16 protein-coding genes are annotated in these 24,387 nt (G+C 45.6%); 5 read left to right on the forward strand and 11 right to left on the reverse strand.

Annotated features, from left to right (window positions below):
* Positions 1-141: 141 nt before the first annotated feature.
* Entirely contained in the window at positions 142-2,073 is a 1,932-nt protein-coding gene (locus MKY99_RS07240) for an ATP-dependent DNA helicase (protein ID WP_339269590.1), read from the reverse strand.
* A 334-nt stretch (positions 2,074-2,407) separates the two neighbouring features.
* Here MKY99_RS07240 and MKY99_RS07245 point away from each other — a divergent pair, with 334 nt between their 5' ends.
* On the forward strand, positions 2,408-2,854 hold the full coding sequence (locus MKY99_RS07245; protein WP_042185883.1) for a V4R domain-containing protein: 447 nt from the start codon (positions 2,408-2,410) through the stop codon (positions 2,852-2,854).
* Positions 2,855-2,971: 117 nt separating this feature from the next.
* On the opposite strand, the gene MKY99_RS07250 is transcribed toward MKY99_RS07245, so the two are convergent.
* Positions 2,972-5,626, reverse strand: a complete 2,655-nt coding sequence (locus MKY99_RS07250) for a cation-translocating P-type ATPase (RefSeq protein ID WP_339269592.1) — start codon at positions 5,624-5,626, stop codon at positions 2,972-2,974.
* Positions 5,627-6,207: 581 nt separating this feature from the next.
* On the opposite strand from MKY99_RS07250, the gene MKY99_RS07255 reads away from it, so the two are divergent.
* Positions 6,208-10,869, forward strand: coding sequence for an endo-1,4-beta-xylanase (locus MKY99_RS07255; RefSeq protein ID WP_339269594.1), 4,662 nt, complete (start codon positions 6,208-6,210; stop codon positions 10,867-10,869).
* A 173-nt stretch (positions 10,870-11,042) separates the two neighbouring features.
* Here the strand turns inward: MKY99_RS07255 and MKY99_RS07260 are convergent, their stop codons facing one another.
* From MKY99_RS07260 to MKY99_RS07270, 3 genes are all read right to left on the reverse strand, one after another.
* Positions 11,043-13,400 (reverse strand): MMPL family transporter, encoded by a 2,358-nt coding sequence (locus tag MKY99_RS07260; RefSeq protein ID WP_339269596.1) that lies wholly within the window; start codon positions 13,398-13,400, stop codon positions 11,043-11,045.
* Positions 13,401-13,428: 28 nt separating this feature from the next.
* Positions 13,429-14,046 carry a TetR/AcrR family transcriptional regulator gene (locus MKY99_RS07265; RefSeq protein WP_339269598.1) on the reverse strand — a complete coding sequence of 206 codons (618 nt, stop codon included), beginning with the start codon at positions 14,044-14,046 and terminating at the stop codon, positions 13,429-13,431.
* A 257-nt stretch (positions 14,047-14,303) separates the two neighbouring features.
* Positions 14,304-15,746, reverse strand: coding sequence for a DHA2 family efflux MFS transporter permease subunit (locus MKY99_RS07270; RefSeq protein ID WP_339271537.1), 1,443 nt, complete (start codon positions 15,744-15,746; stop codon positions 14,304-14,306).
* Positions 15,747-16,040: 294 nt separating this feature from the next.
* On the opposite strand from MKY99_RS07270, the gene MKY99_RS07275 reads away from it, so the two are divergent.
* Positions 16,041-16,622 carry a TetR/AcrR family transcriptional regulator gene (locus MKY99_RS07275; protein WP_042185894.1) on the forward strand — a complete coding sequence of 194 codons (582 nt, stop codon included), beginning with the start codon at positions 16,041-16,043 and terminating at the stop codon, positions 16,620-16,622.
* Between the two features lie 80 nt (positions 16,623-16,702).
* Here the strand turns inward: MKY99_RS07275 and MKY99_RS07280 are convergent, their stop codons facing one another.
* Genes MKY99_RS07280 through MKY99_RS07290 form a run of 3 tightly spaced genes read right to left on the reverse strand, consistent with a single transcriptional unit; the run spans position 16,703 to position 19,727 of the window.
* Positions 16,703-17,968 carry an ABC transporter substrate-binding protein gene (locus MKY99_RS07280; protein WP_339269600.1) on the reverse strand — a complete coding sequence of 422 codons (1,266 nt, stop codon included), beginning with the start codon at positions 17,966-17,968 and terminating at the stop codon, positions 16,703-16,705.
* A gap of 38 nt (positions 17,969-18,006) precedes the next feature.
* Positions 18,007-18,846, reverse strand: a complete 840-nt coding sequence (locus MKY99_RS07285) for a carbohydrate ABC transporter permease (protein WP_339269603.1) — start codon at positions 18,844-18,846, stop codon at positions 18,007-18,009.
* Positions 18,846-19,727 carry a sugar ABC transporter permease gene (locus MKY99_RS07290; RefSeq protein WP_339269605.1) on the reverse strand — a complete coding sequence of 294 codons (882 nt, stop codon included), beginning with the start codon at positions 19,725-19,727 and terminating at the stop codon, positions 18,846-18,848. Before MKY99_RS07290 ends, MKY99_RS07285 begins: the two co-directional genes overlap by 1 nt.
* A 175-nt stretch (positions 19,728-19,902) precedes the next feature.
* On the opposite strand from MKY99_RS07290, the gene MKY99_RS07295 reads away from it, so the two are divergent.
* Both MKY99_RS07295 and MKY99_RS07300 read left to right on the forward strand, forming a co-directional pair.
* The gene (locus MKY99_RS07295; protein WP_339269607.1) at positions 19,903-20,370 is read left to right on the forward strand and encodes a VOC family protein; all 468 of its coding nucleotides are present in this window, start codon (positions 19,903-19,905) and stop codon (positions 20,368-20,370) included.
* Between the two features lie 2 nt (positions 20,371-20,372).
* On the forward strand, positions 20,373-21,071 hold the full coding sequence (locus MKY99_RS07300) for an SDR family oxidoreductase (RefSeq protein ID WP_339269609.1): 699 nt from the start codon (positions 20,373-20,375) through the stop codon (positions 21,069-21,071).
* A gap of 199 nt (positions 21,072-21,270) precedes the next feature.
* On the opposite strand, the gene MKY99_RS07305 is transcribed toward MKY99_RS07300, so the two are convergent.
* From MKY99_RS07305 to MKY99_RS07315, 3 genes are read right to left on the reverse strand one after another with little or no spacing between them, the layout of a single operon-like run.
* Positions 21,271-22,278 (reverse strand): iron ABC transporter permease, encoded by a 1,008-nt coding sequence (locus tag MKY99_RS07305; protein ID WP_339269611.1) that lies wholly within the window; start codon positions 22,276-22,278, stop codon positions 21,271-21,273.
* On the reverse strand, positions 22,275-23,282 hold the full coding sequence (locus MKY99_RS07310; protein ID WP_076284343.1) for an iron ABC transporter permease: 1,008 nt from the start codon (positions 23,280-23,282) through the stop codon (positions 22,275-22,277). Before MKY99_RS07310 ends, MKY99_RS07305 begins: the two co-directional genes overlap by 4 nt.
* Before the next feature lie 5 nt (positions 23,283-23,287).
* The gene (locus tag MKY99_RS07315; RefSeq protein ID WP_042185910.1) at positions 23,288-24,235 is read right to left on the reverse strand and encodes an iron-hydroxamate ABC transporter substrate-binding protein; all 948 of its coding nucleotides are present in this window, start codon (positions 24,233-24,235) and stop codon (positions 23,288-23,290) included.
* Between the last annotated feature and the right edge of the window lie 152 nt (positions 24,236-24,387).

Raw genomic sequence — 24,387 nt, forward strand, 5'->3', positions numbered from 1 at the left:
CTGATACAGCAAAAATAAACAAGCCTGGCACATAAGCTCTTCAGGCTTGTTTGTTTTTTTCATGCTGAAAAGGATCATCCAAACGATACACAGTATCGCTATTCAAAAATACGCGTTCCTTAGAGGACGGTACAGTCTATTCTACTTAACGCTAAGTTGTATCTCTTTTTCTTTTACAAACTTCTCCAGCACTCTAAAATCCTCGGTAACCTTTTTAAATGGTAAAGATTCCAGTGCCTTATCCCGGTAATCCTTTTTCGCAGCAGCAGACAGACGGGAATCAAGTATGCTGAGTACACCAAGGTCAGTCTCACTACGGATCAGTCGCCCGGTTCCTTGTCTTAACCGAAGCAGCATGTCCGGTACAAAAACGTCATTTAAGGGATCCTTCGTCAAAGATGCCTTATATTCATAGACAGGATCGGAAGGAACAGGGAAGGGCAGACGGAAAATAATTAACTGCGACAAATCAGAACCTTCGATGTTCACGCCTTCCCAGAATACACCGGTACTAAGAAGGACGCCTTTACTGCCACGGAATTCAGCGATCACCCCGTCCTGAGACGATCCTTCTCTTTGAACATGCACCGCCCATGCTAGCTTCTCGGATTTTAACTTATTATGAATGTACTTCATATCTTCCTTCGCTGAAAAAAGAACCAATGTCCGTCCGTCCGTTAAATTACAGAGCCTCAGCATTTCCTTGTATGCCGCTTCAAGATAACCTACCTTGTTCTGATGGTTGTAGTAAGGGATGTCCTTAGCAATATACAGCATGGTGTGGTTGTCATAATCAAACGGCGAAGCCTGGCGCTCCATATAATCTCCCTTGTAACCGAGCGACTGCGTCAGGTATGCATATTGTTCCTCTAGTGTTTCTCCGGTTTGGCACATGGTTGCTGACGTTAAAATAACAGATGTTTTCCCGTTAAATAAGCTATATCTTAGGAACTGGCTTATGCCTTTAGGACAGATACTAATAGTGGCCTCACGCTGGGTATTGCTTCCCCAAATCAGGTAGTTATCCTGGACTCCGGCGAGTACATCAAAGAGATCTATAAGTCCGTTCATGGCTTCAAAAAGATTATCGATCTCTCGCTCATGCTTGGAAGTTAAGACGGATAAGCTGAGGTTAAACTCTTTCAAAACCTGAGCCCCCCGCTTTAACGGAATCCCTGTGATCTCCGACACTTTTATCCGGTCATTATCCTGCTTGGCTGTTTGCAGCAAATCCGCTTCTACCTGTTTGAAAATATGACCCACGCATCTTTTTAAAAATTTAAATTGCGGCAAAAGGCCGTTATCTGCGGATTGCTTGAAGAGAATCTGTAAGGTGTCATCCAGAATACGGCAGGTTCCCCGGTATGTAAACTCGAGCGTTCTAGCATCTCTAACCTTTGCTTCCAGATTATGAGCTTCATCAATTACGATCAGAGCTGGCCGTTCAGTGATTAATCCCTTCGTTCCTTCTTTTTTCTTGATCAAATCACGGATGAGCAGGTCCTGGTTGACAATAATAAAATCCATGTCGCTGGCGTCGGCGTTAATCTTCGCTCTCATCTCGTAAAATGAACATGTACTTTTATAATGGCATCGTTCAAATTTACAATCATTCACACAAACATTAGACCATACTGCATCACTAACTCCGCCCTTAATATCTGCTCTCTCATCAATGTCATAATTTACAATACGCTGGGCAAGCGTAGATAGAGGAGAGCTTGAATCATCAGGTTGTAACAGGTCTGTTGCCCTGTATCGGCAAGCATATTGCCCCATGCCTTTTCCGACTACGGAGCGAACCAATGTAAATCCGAGCCGGCTTCCGATGAATCTCAGATCTTTATGAATCTGTTCTGAAAGTTGTATGGAGGATGTTGCAATAATGATCGGTTGTCTTGAGACTTGGTTAATGAGCAGGCTGGGAATGAGGTATGCAAAGGACTTACCGATGCCGACTCCAGCTTCAATCATTGCGTTTCTACCATTAATATAAGCATCAGCGATATCCAGAGACATATCTTGCTGGCCGATCCGCTCTTTAAGTCCAATCCTGGGAAATCTATCATACATCCGAAAGATGGCATTGACTAAAGAGGGTTCGATGTCCTTTTTTAGCTCCCGCTTCTGTAATTTATATAGATCACTTAACCAGCTAATAACGACCGCCTCTTTTCAAAATCAATTTTCTTCCAGTCCCAGTTTTTTGGGTGAGGTTGTAATTATCGTAGATGAAGCGCTAACAGTCAAGTGTCAGAATATAAAATAATGATTTTTAACCCTTGTTCTTCCAATCATTAGAGATAGGAAGTGCGTAGGATCACAAAGCATTTATTGGATACGTTTATACTCAATATATTAATTAAATTTGAAATATAAATTACATAAGAATTTGGAGGCTACGGGCATGGATCATTTTACTTTTACAGATATGAAAAAAATAAAGAGAGAAAATTTGGGTGATGCTGTACCTTTAGAGCTTTTCAGAACGATTAGACTTATTGGATTATACCAAGCGTTACCCATGAATGGTAAGGGCACAACGTTGACCATAGGAAGGAAAATTGGGGAAGAGTTTGGTGTTACCTCCGTTAATGAACTATTCGGGTTATTCGAACAAATGAAGATAGGGATCCCAATAATAACCCACGAAGATGACAAGGGAATGTCAATTGCAGTACACGATTGTTTCTGCGAAGGGTTACCTATTATGGAAGGGAAAATGGTTTGTGACCTAGAGGGGGCCATTATCGAAGGAGCACTTAGCAAAATACGTGGGAAACGAGTTTCCGTCCGGGAAGTGAAATGTAATGTTCATGGGGATGAATGTTGTGAATACATAGTCAAATATTAAAATTTACGTGATATTTCGATCATATTACGGATGTTTGAATCAGATCTGTAAATGACAGAAGAACAGCGATTCTCCATCCTTGGAGAATCGCTGTTTTGATTTTTTGTTCAATTGTGATTAAGAAGCTGATTTAGGAGTAAACGCTCTACGAATAACCTTCGTCAATTCCATTAGGATGACGGCGCCGAGTGCCAGACCGCTTGCAATCAGCCAATCGGACATTCCGAATGAAGCCGGAATCGAGAAGATTTCTCTAACTCCTGGCAGAACCGCAATCCCGTAAAAGGCAAAGCAGACCAAAACGGCTCCGATGACGTATTTGTTGCTGAAAAACCCAGCTTCAATAGCTGTTTGACTGTTCGAGCGAGCGGCAAAGGTCTGAAGTGTACGAGACAGAATCAGGGTTGTAAATGCCATAGCCACGCCCATATCAGGGGAATGCTGGAGTCCGATATACAGGGATATAATTACGGCTATACCTATAAGTAGACCACGAGTAATAATAGCCTGCATCATTCCTCCGGCAAATATACCTTCCTTCAGTTCTCTTGGATTTCTATTCATCACGTTAGGTTCAGGTTTCTCCATACCAAGGGCAATGGCGGGCAGTGAATCATTCGCCAGATTGATAAATAGAAGCTGAATCGCTGTGAAGGGATTAATCCAGTCGAAGATCAGGGCAAACAGAATGGCGATAATCGCACCCAGGTTGCCTGAAAATAAATAGGCGATCGCTTTTTTGATATTGTCGAATACCGTTCTGCCTACAGACACAGCATTCACAATGGATACAAAATTATCATCGGTCAAAATCATGGCAGCCGCATCTTTAGCAACATCGGTTCCACTACCCATAGCAACACCGATATCTGCTTGCTTCAAGGCAGGCGCGTCATTTACGCCATCACCGGTCATGGCTGTGATTTTGCCTTTTCGTTGCCACGCCCGGACAATTCTGATCTTATTCTCCGGGGAGACTCGGGCGTACACACCAATCTGCTCAAGCTTATTATCCAATTCTTCGTCGGACATGGCATCAAGCTCTTGACCGGTTACGGCAATTTCTTTTTCGGTCATCAGGCCGATATCACGTCCGATCGCTTGTGCGGTTGTCTTATGATCACCAGTAATCATGATGGTCCGAATTCCAGCCTTCTTGGATTCTGCGATCGCGCCATAGACAGCTTCCCGAGGGGGATCAATCATAGCTGTCAAGCCTACGAGCACCAGATTTTGTTCATCCTCAAGACCCACTTCAGTGACCGTATTTGGTACAGTTTTGTAAGCATAGGCAAGTACACGTAGTGCTCTGCTGGAGAATTCCTCATTGGCTTCAATGAAACGATCAAGAACTTCCGGTGTCATCGGCACTTCTTGTCCACTTAGTAGTACATGCGTACAAAGACTAAAGAGTACATCTGGTCCGCCTTTAGTGATCATTGCTTTTTGTCCGTTAAAAGTGTGTAAGGTCGTCATTAGCTTGCGATCCGAGTCAAAAGGAAGTTCGGCTTCACGAGGGAAATTGTCGCGTATTTCCTTGTAATCTTTATTCATGCTGTTACTGAAGGCAATAAGTGCCACCTCAGTTGGATCGCCTAGTTCTTTACCATCCTCATTAATGTTAGAGTCGTTACAAAGCACGGCAATGTGTAGGAGGCGCCGGGCTTCCTCAGACCATTCTTCGGGCTCTTGATTGAATTGATCACGATCACCTTCCGGTAAAAAGTAATCTACAACCGTCATTTTATTTTGGGTCAGAGTACCGGTTTTGTCCGTACAGATGACACTGGTTGATCCAAGTGCTTCGACGGCTGGCAGCTTACGAATAATCGCATGTTGCTTAGCCATTTTATTCGTACCTACGGATAAGACAATCGTTACGATCGAGGATAGAGCTTCAGGAATAGCGGCGACTGCCACAGCGACTGCAAACATTAGGGCATTCAGAATGGCTTCCGTGGTATCCACTGTATCATTCGACAGCCAAACACGTCCGGCTTGGATGGCAAAGATCAAAACGGACAGCACGATAATCGCTACACCCAACTGCTTGCTAAAGGTTTCGAGCTTACGCTGTAGTGGCGTCTGCTTGGCTTCGGCGCTCTCAATGAGTTCAGCGATTTTGCCGATTTCGGTTGTCAGTGCAGTTCCTGTCACTACAAGAGTTCCACGGCCATATACAACCAAAGAACCGCTAAACGCCATATTACGACGGTCCCCGAGTGGAGATTCCTTCGCGATGGTATCCGTATGCTTCTCTACAGCTTCGGATTCTCCGGTCAGCATGCCTTCATTGATCTTCAAGCTTCCCGATTCTATGATACGGCCGTCGGCAGGTACGAAATCTCCAGCCTCCAGTAATACGATGTCACCGCGAACAAGCTCTCTGGCAGGGACGGTTTTTAAGGCTCCATCCCGCAACACTTTAGCCTCGGGTGCCGACATCTGCTGCAGGGCATCAAGTGAACTCTCCGCTTTACGGGTTTGGATGACACTTATAACTGCATTGAGAATCAACACGAGGAAAATGATAAGCGACTCCATAACTTGACCCATAACAATCTGGACAATGGCCGCAATAAGCAGTACGACCACCATAGGGTCCTTGAAATTTTCAAGAAAAAGCTTCCAGAGGGGATCTTTTTTCTTTCCTTTTAATTCATTGTAACCATCACGTTCCAGTCGTTTGTCGACTTCTGCCGACGTAAGCCCGTTAGTTGTACTCTGCACTTCCTGTAAACTGTCTGTTACATTCTTGCGGTAATACTCCACTAATGATAGCTCCTCTCCGCTGTGTTGTGTCTTTGTTTAGGTCTCATAAGCTTCGATTTACTGCATAAGTGCACATAACTGCGTGTTCTACACAAGTATGGTATATCAGTTCGTCAAATCATTAGACTTCAGGACCTATCTTCAAACTTACGATTCAACTTGGCGCAAGTTTCAAAATATGGAGCTTAGTATGCGCATATCTAAAAAAAGATCATTCGTAATCGTCTATATTGTGAAATCTTTTTAATGAATAGTATTGGATTACCTATGAAGAAGTCTTATTACATGGGAAGACATAGGGAATTCCTGGATCTTGCGTGTGTTTTCCTATGATTATGGGGGGTAACACCTTTAGTATCAGTATAGTAGTGGATAGAATCGGAAGGTAAAATAATGTGAGTATAGATGTAAGCGTTTACAGAATGGAGGTGATTAATACCAAGACAAGATGTTTCTGCAATGAGTGCAAAGGGGGAACGCTGTTTCGTATTTTGTAATTTTTAGACCGGATTGAGGGCTGTTACAAGGAATTGTAGGCAATTCGCTAATGCTAAAGACCAAAATTAGGAGGAATGCTGCAAATGAACAAAATGCTTAAACAAGTCATCTCGATCTTACTCGCAATCGCGATACTTATACCGTCAGGTTTGTTTGCTCCGGTTACGGAAGCAGCAACATCTGAAATTCCTGTACTATTGTATCATCGTATTGTCGATACAGCGACGAATGAATGGACAGATACAAGCGCAGATAAATTCAAGAGCACTATGAAATATCTTTATGATAACGGCTATAATACATTGACTGCAGATCAATATGTGAACATTAAAGCCGGTGTCGAGGCAGCTCCTGCCAAACCGATTTTACTCACTTTCGATGACGGGACACCTGACTTTGTTACCAAAGCTCTTCCGGTATTGGATCAATATGATATGAATGCGGTTGCATTTATTGTCACTGGATGGATCGGTAAAGGTTATAGCATGTCGCAAGCACAACTTCAAGATTTGGCAACCAACCACCCGAATATCAGTATCCAGAATCATACGGTTAACCATGCAGAAGGTGTATGGAAGACTATGACAAAGGCGGAAGCTTCCGCAGAATTAGCTGAGGCCAATAATTATCTTAAACAAATCACGAATAAAGATCCTATTCTTTTGGCTTATCCTTATGGGGACTTCAATTCCGATGTTCAGGCTGCAGCTGCGGCGAATGGCATTAAGTACTCCTTTAAAGTAGGTTATCCGAATCAAGGGGACTATGCTAGTGGACGTTATTACGTACAAATGGGTACAACATTATCCGACATTGCGAATTGGATTGGTGGACCTGCACCTGATACGACAGCACCTTCTACTTCGGTAACCGTTTATCACGAATCCTTTTCGAATGGTAAGGGAGTTGCTACACAATCAGGGAACGCAAGCTTGACGACAGTCACGGACAAGGTTTTTGCGGGAAATGCTGATGGGGCAGCTTTATATGTTAGTAATAGAGCTAATGACTGGGATGCGGCTGATTTCGATTACAGCGGGATAAAGCTTGTAGACGGTAAGACTTACACAGTAACCGCATCTGTGTACGTTGACGAAAACGTGAATGTACCTAGCGGTGCCCAAGCTTTTATACAAAGCATAGGCAGTTATGACGTTGTTGCAAGCGCGAATTATGAAGCTGGTAAAGCAATTACCTTAATTGGAGAATTGATTGTAGATACGAGCAAAAATACGAAACTACGTATTCAATCAAATGCGAGCGGAAAAGAGGTTTCATTCTACATCGGTGATCTATTGATTACCGAACAGGTCACTACAGAAGAGCCAACTAGAGAACCGGCGTTACCTTTTACCACCGTTACTTTTGAGGATCAAAAAGCAGGTGGTTTTGTAGGTAGAGCAGGTACTGAAACGCTGACCGTATCCAACGAGGCGAATCATACGGATGGTGGTTCATACGCTTTGAAGGTAGAGGGCAGAGCGGATACATGGCACGGTCCTTCATTACGTGTGGAGAAAAATGTTGATAAGGGACAGGAATATAAAATCTCACTCTGGGTTAAGTTGATCGAGCCAGCAAGCTCACAGCTTAAGCTTTCCACACAAGTTGGTAATACGAGTGCTAGCTATAATACACTTGCCTCAAAGACCATCAGTAATAATGACGACTGGGTTCAGTTACAAGGTACCTATCGTTATAGCTCAGTTAGTGAAGAATATCTAACCATCTATGTAGAAAGCTCTGACGCAATAGCCTCTTTTTATATCGACGATATCCGTTTTGAAAACACAGGTTCAGGTACGATTGAAATTGAAAAAGACTTAGCCCCGATCAAGGATACTTATAAAAATGATTTTCTGATTGGAAACGCAATATCGGGTGGAGATCTTGATGGTCTTAGATTGGATCTTCTCAAGATGCATCATAATATCGTTACAGCAGAAAACGCAATGAAGCCGGATCAGGCTTATTCTTCACCAGGCGTATTTGATTTTACCGCGCAAGATAAGCTTGTTGATAAAATTTTGTCTGAAGGACTTAAACTGCATGGACACGTACTGGTATGGCATGCGCAGACTCCTGATTGGTTGAATACAACAACAGATGTAAATAATAACAAGTCTCCATTAAGCCGGGAGGAAGCTCTCCAGAATCTGAGGACCCATATCAAAACCGTTATGGAGCATTTCGGCGACAAGGTAATTTCTTGGGACGTTGTTAACGAAGCGATGAACGATAACCCATCTAACCCAACAGATTGGAAAGCCGCATTGCGTACAGCCCCTTGGAAAAGCGCCATCGGAACAGACTATGTAGAGCAGGCGTTCCTGGCGGCAAGAGAAGTATTGGACTCGCATCCTGAATGGAACATTAAGTTATATTACAATGATTACAATGATGATAATCAGAATAAAGCACAAGCTATTTATAGTATGGTCAAAGAAATCAACGATAAGTACGCGTTGGAACACCCCGGCAAACTTCTTGTCGATGGTATTGGTATGCAGGCGCACTACAATATAAACACGAACCCGGAAAATGTGAAACTTTCATTGGAGAAGTTTATATCTTTGGGTGTAGAAGTAAGCATCACTGAGCTTGATATCATGGCCGGAAGTGACTCTAAGCTAACCGAGCAGCAAGCGAATGCTCAGGGGTATCTGTATGCGCAGCTGTTTAAAATTTACAAGGATCATGCAAAAAATATTTCGCGCGTGACCTTCTGGGGTCTTAATGATGGCACAAGCTGGAGATCTGAAAATAATCCATTGCCGTTTGATGCTAACTTGCAGGCTAAACCAGCTTATTATGGTGTAATCGACCCAGATAAATTTATTGCAGAGCATACACCAGAAAGTGTAAATGCTAATCAGTCAACCGCTAAATATGCAACACCAGTAATTGACGGGGTTGTTGATGCCGTTTGGAACGATGCGGCCCCAATGCTGATTAATCGCTATCAGATGGCATGGCAAGGCGCAAACGGTGTAGCAAAAGCACTTTGGGATGATGAAAATCTTTATCTTTTAGTCCAAGTCAACGATACGCAGCTTAACAAGAGCAGTGTCAATGAATATGAACAAGATTCCGTTGAAATTTTCTTGGATCAAAACAATGCAAAAACAAGCTTCTATCAAAGTGATGACGGGCAGTATAGAGTTAATTATGATAACGAGACCTCATTTAATCCGACAAGTATTGCAGCTGGCTTCGAATCAGCAACTCAAATTTCCGGAACAAACTACACAGTTGAAGTAAAGATTCCGCTTCATGGGATAACTCCGGACAACGATAAGAAGCTTGGTTTCGATGTACAGATCAATGATGCTAAGGACGGTTCACGTCAAAGTGTTGCGGCTTGGAACGATACGACAGGCACTGGATATATGGACACATCTGTTTATGGTGTACTTACCCTCAAGGGGAAAGCAACTGATACGGAACCAACACCAACACCAGCGCCAACAGCAACACCAACACCAACACCAACACCGACACCAGCGCCAACCAATGAACCAACTGGTAGCAGCAACACTGATAGTGCAGTAACAACTCCACAGCCTGTAGCCATTGCATACAAAGATGGTGTTGTTACGATTACACTGGAGGTGAAATCCGATAACGGGCGTGCCATAGGCACGATCTCCAGCGACAACTTGAAAAAGGCGCTTGAACAGGCTACCGCAGCGGCAAACGGCAAGAAACAAATCGTGATCGAAGTACCAAAGCAAACGGATGCGAAAGTGTATGATATACAATTGCCAACCCAAAGCTTGATGGGGAAAGAAAACTTTGAACTATTGCTTAAGACGGAAAATGCTACAATCCAAATTCCAAGCAATATGCTGCCCGACTTAACAGACCTTGCTGAGCAAGTGTCCATACGCATAAGTAAAGTCTCTGCGGACAGCCTGAGTGCAGCTAACCGCAATTTGATCGGCAGCCATCCGGTTATTGATCTAAGCGTAGTATCAGGCGACAAAGTCATTCCATGGAATAACCCTAACGCGCCTGTAACAGTATCCATTCCTTACACACCGACAGCGGAGGAGCTAAGTAATCCGGATTTAATCGTTGTTTGGTACATCGATGATAACGGCAACGTAGTACCGGTTCCGAACGGCCGATATGATGCTGCAACCCAAACGGTTGTATTTCAAACGACCCACTTCAGCATTTATGCAATAACCATTGTAAAGAAAAACTTCGGAGACCTGCAGAACGTATCTTGGGCAAAACAAGCCATAGATGTTATGGCTGCTCGCGATGTCATCCAAGGAACGAGCGCGAATAGCTTCTCACCTGCAGATTCTATGAAGCGAGCGGATTTCATTGCTCTTCTCGTGAGAGCGCTTGAACTGAAGGGAACGGGCAAAAGTGCAGCATTGTTCAGCGATGTCCAAAAGACGGATTATTATTATGATGAACTGGTCATTGCGAAGGAACTGGGAATCGTTACAGGTTTTGCAGATGATACGTTCAGACCAAACAGTGATATCTCCCGTCAAGATATGATGGTGCTGACAACTCGCGCTCTGGCGGCATCCGGTAAGCAAGTTAAGGCGAGTGGAACTTTAAATGCTTATCTGGATGAAGCAAGCATCTCCAGCTATGCGAAAGACAGCGCATTATTGTTGATCAAAGCCGGAGTTGTGAACGGTAAGAACGACAGAATTGCACCAAACGACACGCTTACCCGTGCTGAAGCGGCAGTAATCTTGTACCGCATTTGGAAGCTTTAGGCTTAACTTGGAGAGAAAGTCTTTATAGGCGGTTGCAAGAAGTATCAAAAAAAACGTAAACGACAGAAAACAGCGATTCTCCCATCCTTGGAGAATCGCTGTTCTTGTTTATCGTTCAATAATAGCTGGCTTCAGTGGAAATTACATTGCATTTGAGGATTGGTGAGGATGGTTTAATGGCCGTCCTTACCTTCTCCCTTGGCATTGAGCATGGCGATCAGCTTATCGCCCTCGACGTCGAGGTTCGGAAGCAGACGGTCTAGCCATTTCGGAAGCCACCAGGCTTTGTCTCCGAAGACGGCCATTACCGCCGGAACGAGCGTCATTCGGATGATGAAAGCATCGATCAGGATGCCGAAGGCCAGTGCGAATCCGATCTGCTTGATCATCGCATCAGGTGCGAAGATGAAGCCAGCGAAGACGGAAACCATGATTACGCCTGCGGCAAGTACGACGCGGCTGGCGAGATCGTAGCCGTGAACGACACTGTCGTTGCCACGACGTCCATGGACGTAAGCCTCACGCATGGAGCTGACGAGGAATACCTGATAATCCATCGCCAGTCCGTACAGAATGCCGGTGACCAGAATTGGCATAAAGCTGAGCAGTGGTCCTCCTGTGTCAAAACCAAACAGGGAGTGCAGCCATCCCCACTGGTATACGGCCGTGGTTAGACCGAAAGTAGCGAGCACACTGAGAATGAAGCCTACCGTCGCCTTGATCGGAACGATGACCGACCGGAAAACAAGCAGTAGTATAATTAGGGATAGAATTACGATGATGCCGATATACACGGGAAATGCATCGGATAGCTTGGAGGACATATCGATGTTGATCGCAGTGAAGCCGGTCACACCAAGTGTTACATCATTTGCTGATGCGAGGCTGGAAGCGGGATCGCGCAGATCCTGTACCAGATCTCTCGTTTTTGTATCTGTAGGGCCGGTTTTAGGGATTAGACTGATAATAGCAATATCTCCGGTCGCGTTGACACCCATCGGGGACACCAGCGTGACGTTATCATGCATTTGCAGCTCTTGAACCAGCTTACCAAGCGTCTCCATGGAAATCTTGTCGGACGGGTTGTTTGGTTGGGCCACCAGTAGTAGCGGACCGTTGAACCCTTCGCCGAAGCCCTTGGAGATGATGTCATAGCTCTGGCGTGCTGGAGTGTCCAGATTTGCCGAAGCGCCAGACGGAATACCTAGCTCCATTTTGGTTACTGGAATCGCCGCTGTACCAAGAACCAAGACCACTAGAACAATGATAGCCCAGCGGTATTTTACCGTTGCGTTCGCCCAGCGGTGTGAGAACCCGTGACGGGCTTTGTTCGCGGAAGCTACGTTCTTTGAACGTGCCTTGGCGGTGCAGATCCGTTCGCCGACGAGACCCAGCAGCGCAGGCAGCAGGGTAAGCGCCAACAGAACAGTGATCAGCACGCTGACAGCAGCAACGAGAGCCATGGTTGACAAGAAGCCGATGCCGATGACCAACATGCCGCAAAGGGCGATGATGACGGTCAGTCCGGCGAAGAATACTGCACTGCCGGCGGTGCCGACCGCTCGGCTTGCCGCTTCCTTGGCACTTAAATTCTCATCGAGAATTAACCGCCGCTGCCGGTTCACGATAAATAAGGAGTAGTCGATACCGACAGCCAGACCGATCATGACTGCGAGAATGGGTGTAATGTCATTCATGTGCACAATATTCGAAAGAGCAAAAGCACCACCGACGCTAATCGCGACACCAAGGAGCGCGGTGATCAGCGGCAGTCCGGCTGCAACAATCGAACCGAGTGTAATAAACAGCACAACTGCTGCGACGGCTACTCCGATCGCTTCCGTAGATCCGATGGACGGTGTGCTTTTGAGCGAATCACTCGGAATGGCTGTGATCCCGGAGCCTGCCTGCTCGACTTCGGTTACAGCCTTAATCACGTTATCTGGTACAGAAGAGGGGAGTGATGTCTGCTGAACAGTGAACTGGAATTGGAACAGGGCGATGCTACCGTCGGCAGACAGCATGACGCCGGGAACCGGAGCACCATCAACGATTAGTGGCCCGTAAGGAGCCGCCTGAACCGCAGCGTCTGTCTGACTCGCAGCCGCCGAAGGGTCCGCAGTGACAGTTTGGCCACCGGCAGCTGCTGATGGGTCTGCTCCTGCAGCTTGACCCGCAGCCGCCGCGGCTTGCGCGGCCAGTTCAGCAGGATTGATGATATAGTCCATGCTGTAGACATCATTTATAGCCTTCAGAATCAGTGCTGATCTCTCCGGCGTATCTAGCCGTTCTCCATCAGGTGCGGTAAAGGCAACGCTCGCCTGTCCGCCAGCAGCTGCTGGAAGTTCCTTGACCAGCATATCCAGTACTTTTTGCGATTCAGTGCCTTCAATTTTCATTTCCGAGCTGGACTGGATGCCATTGACACCAAGCAGGGCGCCTATGACACCGAGAATCAGAATCCAGACGGTAAGGAAATACCAGGGCTTGGTATATGCAGATTTGCCCAATCGGTACAGAAATGTAGACATATTATGGTTTCTCCTTTGTATCTCTAAATTAAAAGCCTTTGCGTAAGTAAGTAAACATGGAATTTAGATATTGATCGAACGATATGGCATCGGAGTGTTCATCCTGCGCTTCACCTGGTAGCATGACGTTCAGACGTCCATCCAGAATCGGCACGAACGCTCCGTAAACGGCGCCTGCGAGAAGATGTGTATACCCGTCGTCATAACGTCCATGAGTGAACTGTTCGAGCACTTCCTGTGCGGCAATCTGCAGGCGGCGGAATACGCTGAGAATATAAGGCTCCAGTGACTGATACTGATTAGCCAGCGATACGAACTGTCGCAATTGATACAGAAACTCGGAAGTAAACTGCAGCTTGAACAATTTGTACAAGGCATCTAGCGGTGTTGCATCTGGTGGCAGGTTATCGAATAACATGCTTTTATCTTCTCTTGAAGAGTTGCTGATAAAATATGCTGCTACCGCCTCTTCTTTGCACGAGAAGTAGTTGGCAAAGGTCCGCCGGGAGTAGCCAGCCTTCTGTACAACGTCGTCGACGATGAAGCCGTCCATCCCTAGTTCAAGCGCAAGCTCGAAGGCAGATTTGGCTAAGGCATAGGCCGTAGCTTCTTTTTTTTTGTCGCGCAGCGTCTGTTTGGGGTTCAAGTTCTATTCGATCTCCTTTCTTAAGTACAGAGGACATTCTGTGCTCTATTTTCTATTTTTATATTATTGCCCAAAGGGCAAAATTGCGCAATGGGCAATTTTTTAGATGTGAGTGGGGGTTATATTCAGGATGCAGGGTATTTAACCGCCCGAGCTTGTAAGCAGGGTAGTTGTCAGACTAAAAAGAGATCAGCAATGATTAACATCGCTGATCTCTTTTGCAAGTTGCTTTAAATAGTGCTAATTGCTTCTATATATTAAGCTTCTTTAGCAATAATTTTTTTGAGCTTCACTTCGGGTTCTTGCTCCGGATCAGGCGCTTGCCCAACACGTTTAATGAAGAAAGAGAGCAGCAGCCCAAGAATGCCGATACCAACAATAACTAGATAGGAATCATTGATACCTTGAATGGAAGCTTCCATAATCATATGTTCTTGTGTTCCGTTCTGTGTGCTGCCCGAGGCCAGCATATCCTTCATATGCGTTGTAGTACGGCTCGTCATTACGGTGACGAGTAAGGAAGTTCCCACTGCGCCAGCCACTTGTCGAATGGTATTCGAAATTGCTGTACCGTGCGCACTAAGCTTGGAGGGCAATTGATTTAGCCCTAAAGTTTGTATTGGCATAAGGAGCAGAGCCATACCGATCCGGCGGCCAGTTGACATATATACCAGATACATGTAACTGGTTGAGTCCGTTAAATTTACAAAGCTTAGAGTCGTTGCAATTGTAATCAGTAATCCGATAATAGCGAGCCACTTTGCCCCGAACCGGTCGAACAGCTTTCCGGTTACCGGCATCAATAAACCCATAATGAGCGCACCAGGAAGCAGCAGTAAGCCGGATTCCATCGCTGTAAAGCCACGGGCATTTTGCAGATACAGAGGCAGCAGCATCATATCTGCATACATCACAATTGTAACTGCGATACTGATGACAGTTGTTAAGGAGAACATACTGTATTTGAAGGCCCGAAGATCAAGCAGCGGGTTTTGGGAAGCTAGTTGCTTCCAAGCGAATAAGCCAAGGGAAAGGACACCGAGGCCCAGAGACAACAGTACTTCCGCGCTTGACCAGCCTGCGCTTGCAGCACGGCTGAAGCCATACAGCAAGGTGCCAAAACCGATAGTAGAAAGAACTACACCAACAATATCCAGCTTAGGATAGATGCGCACCGATACATTTCTCAAATAAATAAATCCACATATGATTACAATGACGGTCAAGGGAATCATGCCATAGAACATAGTCTCCCAAGAATAATGTTCCAAAATATATCCGGCCAGAGTAGGTCCAATCGCGGGTGCAAAAATAATAGCTAACCCTACCATCCCCATGGCGGCCCCTCTTTTTTCAGGAGGAAACAGGGTCAAGATAACATTTGTGAGCAGTGGCATGATAATTCCAGCACCAGCTGCTTGAATCATACGCCCGGTCAGTAGAATAGGGAAGTTAGTTGCGAGAGCCGAGACGATCGTTCCAGCTAAAAATATAAACATGGAAGCTTGAAAAAGCTCTCGTGTCGTAAACCGTTGCATCAAATAAGCTGTAATTGGGATTAGAACACCATTAACCAGCATATAGCCTGTTGTCAGCCACTGAGCGGTAGCAGCCGAGATATTAAAATCATTCATTAACTCGGGAACGGCAACGCTCATTACTGTCTGATTCAGTGTCGCAAGAAAGGCGCCCAAAATCATAATGAATAAGATGGGTCCCTTTTTTACGGAACTGCTTGTTACTTCTGTCTTTGTACTCACTCCACTCCATCCTTTCAAATCGTTGATCATGGACTAAATTTACAGTGTGTTGTATAGTTTACAATGCATGAATTAGATTATAAATGAAATTTTCATGTAATCAAGCAACGATTTGCGAAAAAATGTAAAATAGTTTACATTCGTTTTAAATTTGTAGTGTTTTCTCATTAAAAAACAACAATTATTTAAAAATTGTAGTTTACGATATGAAAGTTAAAGATTGGAGAGAGTAAGATGAATAACACAACGCAACGTACAGATCCCCGGGTACTTCGTACACGTCAATTGCTTAGAGATGCTGTGATTGAATTGCTTGAGGAAATGGATATTGAGAAAATATCAGTAAACCGTATTGCAGAGCGGGCTAAAATCAATCGTGTTACTTTTTATCTGCATTATCGGGATCTCCCGGATATGTTGGAAAAGATGGCGGATGAAATGGTGGAGGACATTTTACAAGTGGTCAACAACGATGACAACGATCACGAATCGGTTGAAGAAGAGAATTTGAGGATACTAGAGAGTCTGCTTAAGCATATTGCGGAAAATGCCAAATTCTATAAAGTGATACTCACATCGAAAAGAAGCCCTATTTTTACAGACCGTCTGTTCAACTTGATGGCGGAAATCATCTCTGCACACCAGGAGAAAAAGGAGGGTGCTGCTGAGCATTCCAAGATGCCCATACAGAAGGACATTGCTGTTTGGTACGGTTCAGCAGCCCTAATTGGCACGGTTATTTCTTGGCTTCGAGATGACATGCCCTATACACCAGTGTATCTTGCCAGACAAATTAGTATGCTGCGTGCGAACTAGTCAAATGAATATGATCGTAAAGAAAAAGCCGTGCATCGCTGCGCGGCTTTTTCTTTACGATCGTGTACAGAGCAGGTAACTCACTGCACACTGAGATTATCCCAGTTGACTTGGAATTCCTTCAGCATGCCTTCTTTGGTCAGCTTGCCACCGAGATACCCTTGGATGCTGCTGGATAATTCCTGCGGCATCCCGTTCGGCAGACGGGTCCAGTTCCAGGTCAGAGCTTGTTTCTTATCGGTATAAGCCAGCACCTCGGCGCCCAGCGCTCCAAGATCTTCTTCGGTGCCCTTAATGCTGTCGAGCGCAGGGATGAACTGGAATTCCTTAGTGATATACTTTTTCCCGGTCTCGGAGGTGACCAGCCAATCCAGGAAGACCTTGGCTTCCTCCTTAACGGGGGAGTTTTTATTGATCACCCAATTGCTTGGCACGCCTACATACAGCTTGTCATTGTCTTCGGGGGTATCGTCAATGGGCATCGGTAGGATACCCAGATTTAGATTAGGATCGATGCCGTCGATCTGTCCTTGTGTCCAGTTGCCCTGCTGCATCATCGCGGCTTCTCCGCTCGCTACCATTGTGACTTGGGTATTATAATCGGTCGAGAGTGGATTCTTGTTGCCATACTCTACAGTAAGGTCCAGCAGTTCGATCCATTTGGAGAAAACCGGGTCTCCGGCGAAAGTTTTGGTGCCGTCCGTAAGCCCGGCGATAAATGCTTCGGGATCTGGCTGCTGGGCGAAAGCTACGTTCACATTATGATTGCCGAGCACGAACCATTCCTGATATCCATTTGCAAAAGGTGTGATGCCTGCTGCCTTTAACTTCTCGGAGGCTTCGCGCAGAGCGGTTAGAGTTAAGGGTTTCTCGGTGATGCCTGCTTTCTTAAACAGGTCCTTATTATAGATGAAGCCGTATCCTTCGAGATTCATCGGCATGCCATAGAGCTTGCCATCTGCGGTCATTTGTTCTGCTGCTAGGGGCTTAACATCCTTGGCCCAAGCTTCACCGCTTAAATCCTCCAGATATTCCATCCACATATCACGTTCATTGTTGCCGCCAATGGTGAAGATATCCGGTTCATCTCCTGATGAGAACTTGGCGCGTAGGGAGGCACCATAATCGGTCCCGCCACCCACGCTTTGCACCTCCAGCTTAATATCGGGGTGTTCCTTTTCAAATTCAGTCTTAAGCGAAGCTAGCGCTTCAGATATTTCAACCTTGAACTGGTAGATATGCACGGTTTTAACTCCATTCGCATTGTCACTGCCACGTCCGCAGCCGGCTGTCAGGGCAGCCAGCAGCAGGGAGCATGCGAGGAGGATTCCACGTTTGGTTCTCATATTCATTCATCCTCTCTGGCTGAAAATAACATGTATCGTTAGCCCTTTACGGAGCCTTGGGCAATGCCTTCAATAATATATTTTTGCATCGCTAGGAAAAAGATGACCACGGGCGTAATCCCGAGCACAAGTCCCGGAAGTGCCAAATCCCATTGCTTCGTATATTGTCCGAAGAAGCTATAAGTGGCGATGGGAATGGTGCGAAGCACCGGGTCCTGCAGAATAAGCGAAGGCATCAGGTAATCGTTCCAGATCCACAGGGTATTCAGAATAATGACAGTGACAATAATCGGCTGCATGAGCGGAAGCACAATCCGGAAAAAGGTACCATAAGGACTGTTGCCGTCTACTCTCGAAGCCTCCTCAATATCAAGAGGTACCGATTTGACGAAGCCATGGAATAGAAACACAGTCATCGGGGCGCCAAATCCAAGATACGCTAAAATCAAACCTGCGGTTGAATCCATGACGCCCAGACCGCTAACAACTTGCACCAGCGGGATCATGATCGCCTGAAACGGAATAACCATAGCGGCCACTAAAGCAATATAAAGTATGCGGTTATATAAGCTGTTATTGCGGACCATTTTGTAAGCGCACATAGAGCAGAGGAACGCTAGCAGAATATTACTAATCACCGTGATAATAAAAGAGTTCATAAAGGCACGAGGAAAATTGATAGCTTTCCAAGCTTCGGCGTAGTTGCTCCACTGGAATACAGAGGGCAGCGCAGCGGAATCCGAAAGAATCTCACTATAGCTTTTAACCGAGTTAGCTAGCAGAAAGTAAAACGGTATTAGGAATAGAAGGCCTAGCAGGATCACAATTACTTCGACGAGAAGCAATGGCACATTGAATTTCTTGGCGGTAGTCTCCATTACAGCTCCACCTCTCTTTTCTTGGTTGCTCTAACCTGTAGCAGGGAGATTACGGCCACAATGACGAAGAAAATCATCGCTTTTGCGGAGCCCATCCCGAATCGGCTAATAGTGTAGGCCTCATTGTAAATATTCAACGCTACAGATTCAGTAGCTTTGAAGGGACCACCCTTGGTCAGCGACAGGTTAAGGTCGAACAGCTTAAACGACCAAGAGATAGAAAGGAACAGACAAACGGTTACAGCTGGCATAACCAGCGGAATGGTGACATGGCGTAAAGCCTGAAAGCGTCCGGCACCATCCACTTTTGAGGCTTCAATCAGGCTTTTGGGAACGTTGTTGATTGCAGAAATGTAGATGACCATTAGGTACCCTGCATTTTGCCAGACAAATACGATTACAATCGCCCAGAAGGCTGTCCCTCCGGTGCCCAGCCACGGAAGATTAAAGAAGTACCAGCTCGTAGCCTGTCCAATCGAGGAGAATCCTCTGACAAAAATAAACTGCCAAATGAACCCGAGCAAAAGTCCACCGATAACATGAGGTACAAAAAATACCGTTCTCAGGACATTGCGCGTGAATAGCTTGCGGGTCAGCACATAAGCGAGTGCGAAGCCGAGCAGATTGGTCAGTACCAGACCGAAGAAAGTGAACTTCGCCGTGAACCAGAATGAATGAAGAAAGGAAGGGTCCTTTGTGAAGATATGTAGATAATTCCGGAGTCCGGTCCACTCCACATCACGTGAGATTCCGTTCCAACTGGTAAAAGAATAATAGAGTCCTAAAAAGAAAGGAATCAGCACAATCATAAAGAAAAACAAGGAAGTAGGCCCGACAAAAACAAACTGCTGCATCAGGCGTGATCTTTTTCTATGGTCCATCGTTCCTCACCCCTTTTTGTTAATGTAAACTTTTCATTCTATAACCGGATTGGTGATTAAGCGAAACAAACATACTTGAAATTATCGTTGCTCAGAATGATTTCAACACAGGCTTGACAGCCCTTTCAAAGAATCGGTATGGTGGACTTGTCAGACTAATAGGAGGTTGATGCGCATGTCAGGATTGCTAGGCAATCATTTTGTTACGCAGATTGGAATATTGGTGAATGATGTGGAGAAGGTAAGTACGGCATATGCGGAGTTTTTTGGACTCAAAAAGCCGGAAATTATCGTTACAGATACAGAAGATGTTGCACAGACACGGCATAATGGCGTGGCTACGCAGGCGCGGGCTAAGCTAGCTTTTTTTGATATGGGCTCTTTGCAGCTGGAATTGATAGAACCGGATCATGAGCCGAGTACGTGGCGGGATTACTTGAATGAACATGGTGAGGGACCTCATCATATTGCTTTTTTAGTTGAAGGAATGAAAGAAAAGATAATGCTGCTAGAAGGCAAAGGCTTCCCACTCCAGCAAAAGGGTGAGTATACCGGGGGGCGTTATGCTTATATGGACACTTTCAAGGAGTTAAAAGTAATTGTGGAGCTGCTAGAGAACGATAAGGATAGCGGGGAGGAATAACTATGAATATTATCATTACAGGTGCTGGACGTGGACTGGGTTATGAACTGGCGGCCGAAGCGCTGAAGCGGGGCTATGGAGTTATTGCTGGGGTTCGCCGGCCCGATCAGGAACAAACAGCGCTATCGAAGCTTGCTGAAACCTATGGAGGTAAGCTTACCATCGCTGCGCTGGACGTGACGGATGAGGCGGGAATCGCGGCACTTGCTTCGAGTCTACAAGAACAAGGACGGACCCTCGGTGCCATTATTAATAATGCGGCGGTACTCAACGCTCGGGATACATCGATTGAAGCGTTGGATTTCCAAGATATGCTTACAACGATGGATATTAATCTGTATGGACCGATACGAGTGGTTAAGCATTTCCTGCCGCTACTTACGGAACCCGAATGCTCGATCATCAATATATCGTCGGAAGCAGGAAGTATCACCAATGCTTATCCGAACGACTATCCTTATGGCATTTCCAAAGCGGCGCTCAATATGTTCACACAGCAGCTGCATGTCTATGTAAAAGAACGTGGGATTCAAGTGCTCAGCGTGCATCCGGGGTGGATGCAAACCGATATGGGCGGGGCAGAGGCACCGACAAATCCAAATCAAAGTGCCGAGGGGATCCTTGACCTGATCGAGAAGCGTACTACACCAGAAGGTCATTTCATGTTTGTAGATTATACGGGTAAGGATATGAAGATTTAGGTGATATATAGGCTGAACTAAATTTGCGAACAAAAAGCTCAGTATTCACTGCGGTGAATCATTGGACTTGCGGCCGTTGTTGTCCCCAGATTTCTTGATTATATACCGCTCTTCGAGGTGGAAATCTCGGGACAAAGGCGGTCAGCAAAGAGAACCTCGGTAATTATGCCGAGGTTCTCTTTTTTGTTTATAGAACTGCTTATTTCTTAAGCAATAAATAAGCGAAATAAGGTACGCCGATTAGCGACACCATAATCCCTGCCGGGATGCCGTCAGGATCGACAAGATTGCGACCAACGGTGTCCGCGATCAGAAGCAACCAGCCGCCCAGCAATACAGCGACGGGAATAAACATCTGATTACGCGGGCCGACTAGCGATTTGGCAATATGTGGAGCCATCAGTCCGATGAAGGCGATCCCGCCTGTGACAGAAACCGCGGAGGCGGAAGCTGCAACTGCCGTGAGAATCAGAACGATACGTTCACGTTCGAGATTCAGCCCCACACCAATGGCAGAGACTTCACTTAGGCTGAGCAGGTTGAGTCGCTGTGAATTGTACAGGGTAAAGGGAACTAGTAAGATCAACCAAGGCAGTAAAGCCCAAATGAATGGCCAATCTGTACCCCATATATTTCCTGCGATCCATTTTGCAATAAAATCTACCTTGGCACGATCCGCGGACGAAATGATCACGATCATAACGCCAGACAACGCTAGGGAGAACCCTACCCCAACGAGCACCAATCGAACAGGATCAAGCCCCTTAGTCCGACTATATGAAAATAGATAGATTAATGCAGCTGTAAGTAATGCCCCTATAAAAGCAACCAGCGGCAGCGCATAAATGAATGATCCAACGCTAACCGGGAAAAAAAGAAAGAAAACAGCGACAGCCACTCCCGCACCAGAGTTGATACCAATAATACCGGGGTCGGCTAAATCGTTTCGTGTAACGCTTTGCAGAATGGAACCGGATAACGCCAAGGCCATGCCTGCCAGCAGTGTAATCAGAATCCGCGGCAATCTTACAGAGAATAATACAAAGTCCTCTTTAAAGGTTCCATGCCCGAACAGAACCGGAAGCAGTCTGTCAAAAGATAGGGAAGAGTATCCGATTCCCATGCTGACGATAGCTGTTAGCAGAATCAAACCGGTGCATACACATAGGATAATTCGTTGCTTTCGCACGGGTGCAGAGGAAATCATGAGAGTGTTTTACCTCCTTTCCGAACAACAAACAAGAAGAAAGGTAGCCCAAGCATAGCTACGACGGCGACCACTGGCGTCTCATAAGGTGCATGGATTGTCCGTCCAATTGTATCCGCGAGAAGCATGAACGATGCACCCGTAAAGATCGAAATCGGCAAAATATACCGGTAATCGGTACCGACAATCTTACGGACAATATGCGGAATCATCAGCCCTACAAAAGCCATATCCCCAATTAGAGCGACCGATGCTCCAGTCAGCAGAATAATAAGAGTGAATAGAATCCCTTTAACCACAGCAAGATTTTGTCCTAATCCGATGGCTACCTCGTCACTTAAGCTAAGAATGGTTAACTGGTTTGAAAATATTAATGCCACCACGATGCCGATGATGATCACAGGTGCAATAGCCTGAAGCTGGCCCCAGGTTGTGCCGATCAATCCACCCGCTGTCCACATGGATACATCCTTGGATATTTTGAAGGCAATGCTTACACCACTTGCAATAGCATACAGAAAGGCAGATACCGCTGCACCGGCGAGTACGATTCGAATCGGAGAGAAGCCACCTTGGCGCACAGAACCGAGAACAAGCACTAGCACGGCTCCTAGGGCAGCGCCAAAAAAACAAGCGATCATGGTACCAAAATAATTCAGTCCCGGCAGAAATACAAAGGTAAGAGCCAGCGCCATATTCGCGCCCGAGGTCAGACCGAGCAGGCCTGGGTCGGCTAATGGATTGCGTGTAACCCCCTGCATGATAGCACCGGATACGGCAAAGGCAGCACCGATCAGCATGGCGGCGAGTTCGCGAGGTAGCCGGATCTCACGCAGAATAAGGACATTGTCTGCCTTTGAATTAGAGGTGATGGCAAGCCACAGATCATTGAAAGTGGTTTCTTTAGCCCCGAATAGCATAGCAATCACGAGGCATATAACCATTACCAGCACGCTACCAAGCAGCTTATATAAAAATGGAATGGAAGTTTGCTTCGTAGTCATTATCTTTATTTTCCAAGAAATTGTTGTTCAAAGAATTCCAACTGGTACTCAAGGCTAAGCGGATCGTTAAAATAGAATGCTTTTGCATCAGCCTCGAAAACACGATTGTTTTTGACGGCAGGGATGCTCTTGTAGATTTCTGTATTCTGGAAGGAATTATCTTCATCCGCATTTTTACTGAAAATAACGTAATCGCCCAGATAATCCTTCAGCACTTCTGTCGAGACAGCAAAGAATCCATCCGTTTTGGTGCTTTCTTTTACTGTTTCTGGCATGCCAAGCTTGAAGTCCCCATAGAGGAGTTCAGTTCCGCGGCCAAAGTTATACCCGTATACATACAATTGCTTATTAAAGGTCTCAATAACAGAGACAGTTGCATTATCACCGATCTTCGCTCTGATTTCTTCACCCGCTTTTTTGGTGCGGGCACTAAAATCATCGACCCAAGCTTGAGCTTCTTTTTCTTTGTTCACCAATTTGCCGACTTCCAGCTGTTGGGTTAAGTAATCCACTTTATTATAAGTATAAGTAACGGTTGGTGCGATTTGCTTGAATTTATCGATATTCTTAATATCGGAGAGTCCGATGATCAGATCCGGCTGCAGTTCAATGATTTTCTCCAGACTTTCATCGCTAACCGCTTCTACGTCTTTTAGTTGCTCTTCAAAGCGTGGGTTAGTTTTAGACATTTCATCTACGCCCACAACAGGTACACCCAGTGCCATGACATTACCTGTTAAAAAACGAGTGAGTACAACAACACGCTGAGGATGTGTTGGAACCTCAACAGGTCCATCTTCGGATTGATACGTAAAAGTCGCACTTTCTGACTCCGCAGCAGGAGTAGAAGATGGGCTGTTTGTAGGACTAGCATCATTCTTCGCCTGATTTCCCCCACAAGCACTAAGTGCAATCCCCATAATAAGTACAAACGGAATAAATATCTTTCTCATTAAATAATTCTCCCCTTTTTTGTATGACAGTGTTACTTTGAACAATTCAAACCGTGTAAATCAATCTTCAGCCTATGCCTTAGAGTGATTATGAGAATCATTCGCATTTGTAATCATTATAGGGATCACTTATGTGCCTAACCATGCCTTTT

The sequence above is a fragment of the Paenibacillus sp. FSL R5-0470 genome, assembly GCF_037975205.1.
Lineage (GTDB): Bacteria > Bacillota > Bacilli > Paenibacillales > Paenibacillaceae > Paenibacillus_AQ.